The following is an 11,714-nucleotide window of genomic DNA, read 5'->3' as shown; positions in this document are numbered from 1 at the left end:
TGCCAGTCTATGCCGATCTCGGTGAAGCTCATCTGCTCGCGCTGGGTGTTGAGGTCTACGATGCTGGGCAGGAAGCACTGGGCGCAGTACTCGGCGCACTCCTCGTAGTGGAGCTCGGCGATTTTAGCGCCCTCTTCGCTTTCGGCGGCCATCTGTTCGAAGAGGTCCAGAACCTCGAAGAAATTGGTGACCGCCTCCCCGTACTCCTGGTTCAGGAAGTACGACCACGCCTTCAGGTACATCGCCTTGTAGTACTGGTACTCGCCCGGCTGGACCTGGCTGAAGTACTTGATGGCGTTGGTGAAGTCGTTGCGTTCGAAGTAGATGCGGCCGATGCGCTGGCGGACTTCGGCGGCGTAGCTGGAATCCGGGAAGCGGTCCAGAAGAATGAGGAAATTTTCCAGGGAGTCGGTCCGATGCAAGTCGAAGGCGGCGAAATCGCGGTTGGAGAGCTCGTCCGCCACGACACCCATGTTGTAGTAGGAGTCGTCGAAGTATTTGGTGGACTGGGGGATGGCGCTGGGCGGGAGGTTGCGGTTGCGCTCCTCCACCTGGATGTAGTAGTTGGCCAGGTCCTGGTAGGCCTTCATTGATTTTTTGAAGGTCCGGATGATGATGTCGGAGTCGCCGACCGGTTCGGTATCGGCGGCGGTCGGTTCGGGGGTGGAGCTTGAGAGGACACGCTCGCGGTAGGCGTCGTCTTCAAAGAGGTCTTTGGCCTCTTCGTAGTAGAGGTCGCCGAGATTGTAGTAAACCTCCTCGAGGTAGGGGGAGGTCTTGTCGAGCTCTTCGGCTTCTTTGATGATTTCTTCGTACCGGACGATGGACTCGTGGCGCTGCACGCGGATCTTCTCGTTGTACTCGGCAACCTCGGAGTAGAAATCCTCCTCGGTCTCCTGCTGGGCGTTCTCTATCTCCCTGAGCTCCCTGGCGAGCGAGTCCAGGGTTTCCTTTTCCACCTCGGTGAGCTCCTCGGCCGTCAGCCCGTCCGAAGGGACGCACCCCGGGAGGAACGCCGTAGCGGCGAGAATCGTGAAGGCAGCCGCGACGCTGAACAGACCTTTTACCGGGGCATTACTCGGTTTGCCGGGGGCATAGCTCGCTTCGCTCGGTTCGCGTCTTTTTAACATCGAAGTCCCCTAAAACTCAATAAAACCGCTTCGATGGGAACAGTTTTTTTAGGGTTCCGGCTCACCGCATTTCAACGGAAAACCTTATCAGTCGGTGAGCTCCGCCTCATCCGTCGGTACAGTCTCCGTGTCCGTAGGCTCGACGGTTTCCTCGAGCGGCACATCGGTCTCGTCCGTCGTATCCCCCGTCTCCCCGTCGGGGGCTACCTCTTCGGTTCCCGCATCCGCGGGGACATCCTCTTCCACGATCCCCGTATCCGCGGGGATATCTTCTTCCACGGTCCCCTCGTCCGTGGCGACCTCTTCGTCGCCCTCGCCGGATGACGCCTCGTCAATCTCCCCGGGAACCTCCCCCTCGTCGGGTGGGATTTCGGCATCTTCCTCTATCTCGCCGGCGAAGCCCTCGCCCCGCCCCTCGGCGGCAGCGGCCGCGGCGGCGGCGGCGGCGGCTTTTTGAGCCTCGATCTCCTCGGTGGTCATGAAGCGGGCGAACTCATCCTTCCAGGCCTCCCCGGTTATCCAGTTGATCTTCTCCTCGCGCTCGGCCTGGCGGGCCTCCAGATCGGCGACCACCGTGCGCCCGGCGGCCCCCACCTTCAGCTCGTTCTGCTGCTCGATGTTCTCCGCGCGGGCCTCCCTGAGCTCCGTGTAGCGCTCGGCGTGTTCACCGATGACGTTCTGGAACTGGCCCTCGATGTCCTCCTTGTAGGAGAAAGAGGCATAGGCCCTGAAGAATTCAGCGTCCTCGGTGATGTCGCGACCGATGATATCGCGGCCGGAGACAAAGGTCTGGAGCTCGGCGATGGCGGCCTGCATCTCGCGGGCCTCCTCCTCGGCCTCGTTGAGCTCCTCGGGGTAGAGGACGTCCCCGCCGATGTTGCGGATGTCCTTGATCTCGTGGGTGAGAATCGAGGTGACGAACTTCAGTTCCTCCTCGATGTCGGCGATGAGCTTCTGGTACTCGGGGTTGGAGTTGATGCGCTCACGGTCAATGGTGTAGCTGTCAACCACGTCCTCCAGGGTCCGGATGGCGCCCTCGTACTCGCGCTCCTGAATCTGGCAGTAGCCGATGAGGATGTAGGCATCGGGGGCCAGATCGGTGTCGGGAAACCGGTTCAACAGAGACCGCATCATGATGATTACGTCGTCGTAATCCCCTGTTTCGGCCCGATTTATCATGAGGTAGGCCTTGCCCACCTGGGCGTCGTCCCAGTTCTCTATGTCTGAAGCGGAGATGTGTTCGTACTCGAGCCATGCGGCGTTGTTGTCGCCCAGGCGCTGGTAGAGGTAGGCCAGGATGATGTGCGCCCGTCCCTCCAGACGCCGGGTCGCGTCGGAGTACGTCGGGGCGCTGGCCATGTCCTTGAATGATTCGACAGCCTCCTCGAGCTTGTCCTGCTTCACCAGGCACAGGCCCCCCAGGTAGCTCCCGTAAATCGCGTACTCGCCATTCCGGTCAATCCCCGCGACGACTTCCACCGCCTTCTGGTACTTGGCGAGCCTGTAGTAGCACATCCCGACCACGTACCGGCTCGCGTCCGAATACTCGAACCCTGAAAACTCGGGCTTGCCCGCCAGCTCCTGGTAAAACCTGATGGCCTCGTTGAACCTCTCGCGTCTGTACCGCATGTACTCGAGGGTGTACAGCGAGTACATGCACCATGTGCTGTGCGGGTAGTCCTTCTTGCACTGTACCAGCGGTTTCTGAGCGCCCTGGTAGTCGTTCACCCTGAATAGTGAATCCCCCCACCGGTAAAGCGTCTCGTCGAGCCTCGAGAAATCGGGGTACTTATCAACGATGAACTCGAATACGTCGGACGCCTGGAACCATGTTATCTCCTGCTCCATGTCGTAGTACTCCATGCCCTCGGCGAAGTACATCCCCGCGAGCTCCTCAAGCCTGGCCAGGGATGCTCCCAGGTATCGCGAGTCGGAGTACTTGCTCTTGATGTTGTCGAACCGCTCGCGTGCGTTCTCGCGGTCGCCCAAGAAGAAGTAGCACTCACCGACGTAGAAGATTGCCTCGGGCACGTCGGTGTAGGAGCGGTACACGTCGAGCAGTCGCTGGAACAGTGGAAGGGCTTCGGCGTATGAAGCGGAGTCGAACTCGTCCGTGGCCCAGTACTTATAAATCCACTCCAGGCGTTTCATGGAGGTTTTAAAGGCTGAACGGAGCTGGGGGTAGTTGTCCACGACGCGCTGGTAGAACGTCGCCGCTTTTTCGTAGTCCTCGAGGGCGAAGTGGCACTCGCCGAGCTGCAAGAGAGCGTCGCCCATCTTTGTGTAGGCCGGGTACTCCTCGCGGAGCCGTTCGAGTGTGCGCACGGCGTCGTGATACTCTTCGAGCTTGTAGAGGGAATCGCCCCAGATGAAGTAGACGTCGGAGCGCCGGGAGAACAAGGGGTACCAGTCGTCTATGAACTCGAGCTCGTCAATGGACTCCCTGTACTTCGTTCTGGCCTGTTCGCGGTATGACTCCGCCTGCACGGTCTCTGCGCGCTTGTCTGCGCGCGTGGCCTTGTCCCAGAAGTCCTCGGCGCGTGAATACTTGTCCATGGCTGAGATGAAATCGCGCCGGGCCATGGCCTCGAGCTGATCGTAGCGTTTCTCCCGCTCGAGCTTGCGGATGAGGTCCACCTTGTCCATCTCGGCCGCGGTGAGGCGCTCCAGTTCCGCGGTGAGGGAGGACGAGCTCGCCTCCTCCTGGCGCAGCTCCTCAAGGAGGCTCCCCTCCTCCCCTTCCTGCCCCCACACACCGACCACGGTGAACAGGAGCCAGCCCGTTACGATTTTAAAAAGCTTTGTGCGCATATATATCTCATCCCATCGCTTCGGAACGCCGCGTGACGGCGCCCCGTTGACGATATGCGATCACTCGTCGCCGGACCGCTCCTTCTCTTTCGTAATCTCTTCGCGGACCTCGGCCAGTCGTTGCTGGAGCTCCTGACGCCGGGTTTTTATCTCTTCGAGCTGCTCGCGTCCTCGTTCAATACGTTCCTTGATGAGCTCCTGTTTCTTGAAGTCCGACGGACCGACGAAGGGGCCGAACTGCACGCCGAAGTGAATTCCCAGACCCACCTGGTCGAACTCGTTAACCTGCCCGCCCCCGGTGCGCAGCACCTCGTCCTCCGAGTAGAAGAGCATCTCCAGCTTGTCCACCGACACGCCTATCTCCATCCCCCACCAGGGCAGTTTGTAGAGGACGCCGAAGTTCAAGTCTCGGCCGTTCACCTCGAGGGCCAGGGAGAAATCGTAGCGGACCTGGTACTCAATGGCGCCGAACACGCCCTGCCATGTGGAGGAATCCGTGTACTTACTTGCGTACATCCCCTGGAAGGCGCCGGTTCCCAGACCGATGTGACCCCGGATGGGGATGGCCAGGGCGGGGTAGAAATCCTTCGAGAAAACCACGTAGGCGGTGAACTGCTCGAACCAGGTTCTAGTCCGCCCCTCGGGCAGGTAGACGGTGCTCCCGCCGGGAACGCCAGGGGCGCCGAAGGGCGACACGTCTACGTCGCCACCGATGTTGCGCATCCCGATGGCGACGGCTGGAAACTTTACCGTTTCCGGGATGAAACGCACCTCGGCAGCCCCCACGTAGGCTGAGGAGTCGAAGTCGTAGGCGGCGAAGGTCAACTCGACGCCGATGTCCCAGAACTCCAGACCCCCGGAGAGGGAGATGTCGTAGTAGTCGTTGATCTCCGGATCCGTGGGTTGCATACCCAGAAAGAAGCTCCCCGAGTAGCCGAGCTTGATCGCGGTGAAAGGCAGGGTGTAGGCCGTGGGGATGCTCATCAGCCCGGGGTTTATGAAGGGGCCGGCGGAGGCGGCGGATGCCATACAGAGGACAGCCGCGATGACGGGGAGGGCGTTTCTCCCCGAAAAACGACAAAAAACCCCTCTTAGAGGTTTCAAACCACCCCTTAGGTTCATCCCGCGTTTTTTTTCGTCAGTCACGTGGTCGGTTCTTTGGTCGGTCGCCCCTCAGCGCCCGCGGCCGTACCACGATGACAACGAGACATTGATTCTTTTCACCCGAAACGCCAGCGAACAGCTATATACCTGTGAATTCAGGCCCCTCGCGCATTATCCTCGTGAACTCAGGCCCCTCGCGCATTATCCTCGTGAACTCAGGCCCCTCGCGCATTATCCTCGTGAACTCAGGCCCTTCGCGCATTATCCTCGTGAACTCAGGCCCCTCGCGCATTATCCTCGTGAACTCAGGCCCCTCGCGCATTATCCCTGTCAATTCAGGCCCCTCGCACATTATCCCTGTCAATTCAGGCCCCTCGCGCATTATCCTCGTGAACTCAGGCCCCTCGCGCATTTACCGGCTTTCTCCCATCACCGTTTCGTAGTTTATACTTAAATTTACACACTGTCAAGGCGTTAGGCGGTTTTACGGCCGGCGAAAGAAGCTCCAACTCCACTGTAATGAGCAAATTCCATACCTGATCGCAGCGCGCAGATGTAAACGGACGTTCGCAAGCCCCCGCGGAACCGGACTTGGCTCGACGGGGTGGATTGGGGTAGAATCCACACAAATGAGTACCGAAAAGGAATGACCTATGAAACGGATTTTCCTCCTCCTCGCGCTCGTCACGACGACGGCTCCGGCCGCCGAGTACCTCGCCCTCGTACCCGCCGGTGCGCCGGGGGCGGGGGTGTTCTACGGGTACTTCGACGGCGGGGAGCTCAGGGCGACGATCTCTCCCGCGAATGCCGTCTGCGCGCTGCCGGACCGCCGGGACGACCTGTACATCGTGTTCGCGCCGTCGGGCGCCGCCGGGCTGCCCCCGGGGATAGACCGGCTGGGCCGTCTGACCTACGGAGCGGAAATCTGCAACCTCGGGACCGACGACCTGCGGGAGCTCATCGGCCTGGGTTTCCGCCTCTGTCACCTGGAACCGACGATCAGAGCCCCCCAACGGGAAGCACCGCCGGATATTCTCACCGCCGACGCCCATGAGCTCGTTGACATGGTAGACCTGGACCGGATTGACGCCTACGACTACGACCTGACCGAGTTCCGCACCCGTTACGCCTACACCCCGCAGAACAACCTGGCGGGGGACTACATCGCCGCCGAGCTGGCGGACTCGGGCTTCGAGGTTACGCGGGAAAAATGGATCGGCGCCAGCCCCCAATCCCTGGACGCCGAGGGCGGGCTCATCGCCTTCTCCCTGGCCAGTTCCCACCTGTTTTACTCGACCGACGGCGGGGCTGTTTTCGTCGAGTACTTCCCCACCGGGGAGATAAAGGTTTGGCCGAACAGCGCCTGTGCCGTATTCCCTCCGGCCACGATTCATTTCGCCGGCGGCGACACCTACCGTCGCACCGACGACGGCGGGGCGACCTGGACCGAAACCCCCTTCGATCTGGGTTCGGAAAGCAACGACCTCTCGACGATGGCCTTCGCCGACGCAGATACGGGTTACCTCTTCAGCGCCTCGGGCGATGTCTGGCGCACCGAGGACTCGGGCTCGGTCTGGGAAAAGGTCGGGGGCACGGGCATGGAGATTTTCGCCGCGGCGTGCCTCCCGGGCGACCCCCGGACGGTCATCGGGGTGAGCCGAGGCGAGACAGTGCTCCGGAGCGCCGACGGTGGCGAGACCTGGGAAACGGTCTACGCCTCTTCCGGCGGCTCGACGCTCTACGACGCGGCCTTCGGTGATTCCGATCGGGGCCTGGCGGTGGGGACGGCCGACCGGCTGCTCATCACCGATGACGGCGGCGAGACCTGGACCCCCTCGCAGATTCCGGGCGTTGACCCCGCCCAGCAGCTCCTCGCGGTGACGGCCATCGGGCCGCTCGAATACGTCGTCGGGTCAATCTACGGGGAGATGTACCGCACCGCGGACGGCGGGGAGAGCTGGGAGACAGTGACCACCGCGAAGGCCTCGGCGGTGAACGCCCTGGACTGGGACGGAACCGGGGAAAAGGTCTGGCTCGCATCGAGGGATGGACCCGCCTACGCCGACGGGGAGCTCGACGGGCTCACCTGGCGGCTCGAGGGGCTGGACCCGGGAACGGGCATCCTCTGGGAGAACATCATCGGCGAGAAGACCGGGAGCGAGTACCCACGGAGTTACATTTACGGCACCGCCCACTTCGACTCGATCTCGGGCACTGAGGACCAGGACGAAGATCCCTACATATTGGCCCCCGGCGCCAACGACAACGGGTCGGGGGCGTCGGCGCTCCTGGAGATATCGCGCGTTCTGGCGGATTACACGCCCCGGCGCAGCCTGCGCCTTGTGTTCTTCAACGCCGAGGAGCTCGGGCTCCACGGCAGCTCCCACCACGCCCGGCAACTGGCCCTGGACGGGGTCCAGGTGGACGGGGTGGTAAACCTGGACATGGTCGTCTGGAGCGACCCGCCCGAGGTACAGGAGGACCTGGACATCATTACCGATTACCGGAGCGAGTGGCTCGCCGACGTGCTCATGGAATCGTGCGTACGCTACGGCGACGGCATGCCGGGGTACAAGATTATCGATCCCAACGCCCACCGCTCGGACCACTTCATCTTCTGGGTCGTTGGGTATCCAGCGTTGTTGTGTACCGAGGACATTGACCTGCCCTACCCCTACTACCACACCTACGACGACGACTACCCGATGATCGCCGGCCACTTCCCGCTGACCCGGCAGATAACGCGGGCCGCCCTCGGCGCCCTGGCCGGCCTCGTCGGCATCCACGACGACCACCTCTACAATCTTGCCGACATCTACGCCTACCCGAACCCCTTCCGCGGCGACAGGCACTCCGGGGTAACGTTCAACGGGATCCCGCCCGGTTCCAAAATCCGTGTGTACGACATCGTCGGGAACCTGGTCTACGAAACCGTGAGCACCGCCTTCGAGCTGGATTGGGACGTGACCAATACAGTGGGCGCCGAGCTGGCCGCGGGCGTGTACCTCTACCACGTGACGGCCCCCGGGGGGGACTCCGTGACGGCCAAACTGGCGGTGATACGCTGAAAAAAAAGGGAAGACCGGTCTTCACGGTCCTCGCGCTCCTCGTTCTTCTGGCGGGTTGCACGGGAGGTCCCGATAGCGCCGTCGAGGTGAAAACTCCCCCCGCGGCGGACCTCACCTCCCTGGCCGAGTTGGTGCGGTCGGCCGACGCGGCCCTCGACCAGGCGGCGAAGGATTTCGGGGAAAACAACTTCGGCCTGGCGGCCGGCGGCGTGGCCCGGGCGCAAGAGGCGTTGCGGGAGGTGTCCCGGGTGCGGCTCCCCCTCGCCGTGGTGTCCCAGTACGTCTACACCGCCGACGTCAACCTCCGGTTCGCCGATGCGCCCGAGCGAGCCCTGGCGGAGCTCGAGGCGGCACGGGACTTCCTGGCGGAAACGCTCCTGGACGCCGGGACGGACGAACGGGAATTGCTGAGCTCCTTTCTCGACCGGCTGATCGGGGTCATAGACGATACGGAGGTCGGCCGAGAGGAGAAGCTGTCCCAGCTCGAGGCCCTGCAGCGCGACCTCGCCACGGCGGTTCAAGCGACCGCGGGAGCCGGCGTAAAGTAATCCCCGACGGCGGTGCTTAAACGCGGACGAAAGTCGGACCGCGACCGGAGGGATGACGATGGGCGAAGGGAAAATCTCACTCGACCTCCGCACGAGCGACCGACGGCTCATCGGGCGGAGCGGTCTCGATTTCGCCCAATGGCGGGAATCTTACCCGGAGCTGGTCACGGCGCTCATCGGCCCCGCCCCGGGCTACGCCGCTCTGCCCGACCAGCAGGTCTCGGACCTCCTCCACTGGGTAGAGCCGCTAAAAGGGGGCTGCGACGACCTCGTGCTCCTGGGAATCGGGGGATCGGGGCTGGGGGCGCGGATGCTCAACTGCGCCTTCATCGAGCCGGCGTCCAGGAAACCCGGCCACCCGCGGCTCCACGTGGTGGACAACGTGGACCCCCGGCGCCTGCGTCACCTGCTCGGGGAGCTCGACCCGCACCGCACCCTGGTGAACGTGATAACGAAATCGGGCTCCACGGCGGAGACGATGGCCTCCTTCGCCGTGGTACGGGGATGGCTCCGCGAGGCCCTGGGGAAGGGTTACGGGGAGCGGGTGGTGGCCGTCACGGACCCGGACCTCGGCGACCTGCGGGCCCTGGCGACGGCCGAGGGTTACAGGACTTTCGACGTCCCGTCCGACGTGGGCGGCCGATTTTCGGTGCTGAGCCCCGTGGGCCTCGTTCCGGCGGCGCTCCTGGGGATTGACGCCCGGGAGCTCCTGGCCGGCGCGCGGGCCATGCGCACCGCCACGGGGAACCCGGACTGGCGGAAGAATCCCGCCCTGGCCCTGGCCCTGGCCCTCCACCAGCACCACCTGGCCGGGAGGAGAATCGTTTCGGTCATGCCCTATGCCGACGGTCTGCGCGACTTCGCCCTCTGGTTCGCCCAGCTCTGGGCCGAGAGCCTGGGCAAGCGCCGGCGGGGCACCGACCCCTACGGTCCGACGCCGCAGGCCGCCCTCGGCGTCACCGACCAGCACTCCCAGCTACAGCTCTACGTGGACGGGCCCAAGGACAAGGTCGTCTGGCTCCTCGAGGTCACCGACACCGGGGACGACGTGCGGGTCCCCCCCCAGACCGACGAATACTCCAGCCTGGGCTACCTGGGCGGGCGGGGGCTGGGCGAGCTCCTTCGTGCGGAGCTCAAGGGGACGGTGCTGGCGCTCCTGCGGGCTGGCACCCCCTCCCTCGTGCTCACGCTCACGGCCCTGGACGAGCGGTCGCTGGGCTCGCTGGTGTACCTCTGCCAGGCGGCGGTATCCATCACCGGGAAGCTCGCCGTGGTCAACGTTTACGACCAGCCCGGCGTCGAGGAGGGAAAGAGAACGACCTACGCCTACATGGGCCGCGAAGGCTACATCGAGCGGCTGGCCGAGGACGAGCTTCTCCTCGCCGGGACCGACCCCGACCGTCGGTTGCACCGCGCCGACGCCCTGGTGAGCGAGGCGTAGCATGGCCCCCCGAGTGACGGTCGTCGTCGTCAGCTACGACACCCGGGACGACCTCGTCCGCTGCCTGGACCACCTCGCGCGGCAGGACGAGCCCGTCGAGGTCATCGTTTTCGACAACGGCTCCCGGGACGGTTCGGCAAATGTGGCCCGGAGAACGGGCGTAAGGCTTTTCGCCAGCCCCGCGAACCAGGGATACGCGGCGGCGACGAACCAGGCCGTGCGAAAGGCCCGGGGGAGATTAATCCTCCTCCTCAACCCCGACGCATTCCTGCCGACAGACGGGGCGAGGCGGCTGGCCGATCTCCTCGAGGACGACCCCTCCCTCGGCGGGGTGGCACCTCAACTGGTCGGGGAGGACGGCCGCGTGCAAAGGACCTGCCGGAGGCTCCCCAAAACCTGGGACCTCCTCTGCGAGCTCACCGGCCTGTCGCGCATGTTCCCCCGGAGCGGGTTATTCAACCGGTGGAAGATGGGGGACACCGACCACGCCGAGGAACGGAGGGTCGAGCAGGTCTACGCCTCCTGCTGGATGCTGCGAAAGGACGAGTTCAACGCGCTCGGCGGGTTCGACACCCGGTTCCCGATCTTCTTCAACGACGTGGACCTGGCCCGGCGGTTGGTACGGGCGGGGAGACTTACGCTATACTACCCACAGGTGAAGGTGATCCATCGGGGCGGGACCAGCGTTAAAAAAATCCGCGCGCGGAGCGTTCTCTGGAGCCACCGGGCGTTCTACCGGTACTTGAAAGAAAACGGTCCCCGGTTCAATCCCCTGTTGTGGCTCTTGACTTTGCCGTTGGCCGTGGCGGCGCCGTTGAGGGTGCTGTGGCGGGAAGTTTGCTGACCCCCGCGAAGTCCGGCAGGTTCGGGGGAAAGGCGTGCTGTGGAGCCATCGGGCGCGGCGGCCACAATGACGGCCGTGACGGCCAGCAGCCACTACTCCACGTAGGGGGTGGATAGGTCGCCCAGGAGACAGGCCAGCACCGCCAGCCGGGCCGTGATGACCTGGATTACGTCCGACGAGGCTACCAGGAGTTAAAAGTTAAACTGATGTACCGGCTCATCAGATGCTACAGGTGTTCTTTTCACGTGGTGTTTTTCCTAAAACTTGTCCAATTGGTGAAGTTGAATCCTAAAGGATAAGCCCTTTTACCATGATAGGAGTATATCCCTGGCATCTATCCAGCTATTCCTTATCTTGTCCAAGTCGTCCAGCTTCAAGTTTTCCAAACCAACTTCCTCCCTGTGTGTTATTATAGGGTATCTGTAACATCTGAGTCACATGATACAGTTATCCCATTTAACACTTTACTTCTCTGGGGGTCTGAAAGTTTAGAAGTTACCGCGGACGTACCCGCGGTTATTATCCGGCTTCAAGTTTTCCAAACCAACTTACTCCCTGTGTGTTATTATAGGGTATCTGTAACATCTGAGTCACATGATACAGTTATCCCAGTTAATACGTTATCTCTCTGGGGGTCTGAAAGTTTAGAAGTTACCGCGGACGTACCCGCGGTTATTATCCGGCTTCAAGTTTTCCAAACCAACTTCCTCCCTGTGTGTTATTATAGGGTATCTGTAACATCTGAGTCACATGATACAGTTATCCCAT

8 protein-coding genes are annotated in these 11,714 nt (G+C 62.6%); 4 read left to right on the top strand and 4 right to left on the bottom strand.

Features of this window, described 5'->3' with window-relative positions:
* The 4 genes from VM054_06870 to VM054_06855 form a co-directional block, all read right to left on the bottom strand.
* The coding region (locus VM054_06870; GenBank protein HUT98780.1) for a tetratricopeptide repeat protein at window positions 1-1,130 on the bottom strand (1,130 nt) is incomplete at its 3' end.
* Between the two features lie 87 nt (window positions 1,131-1,217).
* Window positions 1,218-3,941, bottom strand: coding sequence for a tetratricopeptide repeat protein (locus VM054_06865; protein ID HUT98779.1), 2,724 nt, complete (start codon window positions 3,939-3,941; stop codon window positions 1,218-1,220).
* A gap of 60 nt (window positions 3,942-4,001) precedes the next feature.
* Window positions 4,002-4,970, bottom strand: a complete 969-nt coding sequence (locus VM054_06860; GenBank protein HUT98778.1) for a hypothetical protein — start codon at window positions 4,968-4,970, stop codon at window positions 4,002-4,004.
* A gap of 214 nt (window positions 4,971-5,184) precedes the next feature.
* On the bottom strand, window positions 5,185-5,457 hold the full coding sequence (locus tag VM054_06855; protein HUT98777.1) for a hypothetical protein: 273 nt from the start codon (window positions 5,455-5,457) through the stop codon (window positions 5,185-5,187).
* A gap of 241 nt (window positions 5,458-5,698) precedes the next feature.
* On the opposite strand from VM054_06855, the gene VM054_06850 reads away from it, so the two are divergent.
* From VM054_06850 to VM054_06835, 4 genes are all read left to right on the top strand, one after another.
* Complete coding sequence (locus VM054_06850; GenBank protein HUT98776.1) at window positions 5,699-8,113, top strand: M20/M25/M40 family metallo-hydrolase; 2,415 nt, start codon at window positions 5,699-5,701, stop codon at window positions 8,111-8,113.
* 86 nt (window positions 8,114-8,199) lie between these two features.
* A complete protein-coding gene (locus VM054_06845) occupies window positions 8,200-8,661 on the top strand; it encodes a hypothetical protein (GenBank protein ID HUT98775.1) in 462 nt (153 codons plus the stop codon).
* 58 nt (window positions 8,662-8,719) lie between these two features.
* On the top strand, window positions 8,720-10,102 hold the full coding sequence (locus VM054_06840; protein ID HUT98774.1) for a glucose-6-phosphate isomerase: 1,383 nt from the start codon (window positions 8,720-8,722) through the stop codon (window positions 10,100-10,102).
* Between the two features lies 1 nt (window position 10,103).
* Entirely contained in the window at window positions 10,104-10,946 is an 843-nt protein-coding gene (locus tag VM054_06835) for a glycosyltransferase family 2 protein (GenBank protein ID HUT98773.1), read from the top strand.
* Window positions 10,947-11,714 lie beyond the last annotated feature (768 nt).

It is taken from the genome of bacterium (assembly GCA_035528375.1).
Classification (GTDB): Bacteria; RBG-13-66-14; RBG-13-66-14; order RBG-13-66-14; family RBG-13-66-14; genus RBG-13-66-14.
Note: the sequence above shows the minus strand (reverse complement) of the source record. Positions and strands in the feature narration are given on the sequence as shown.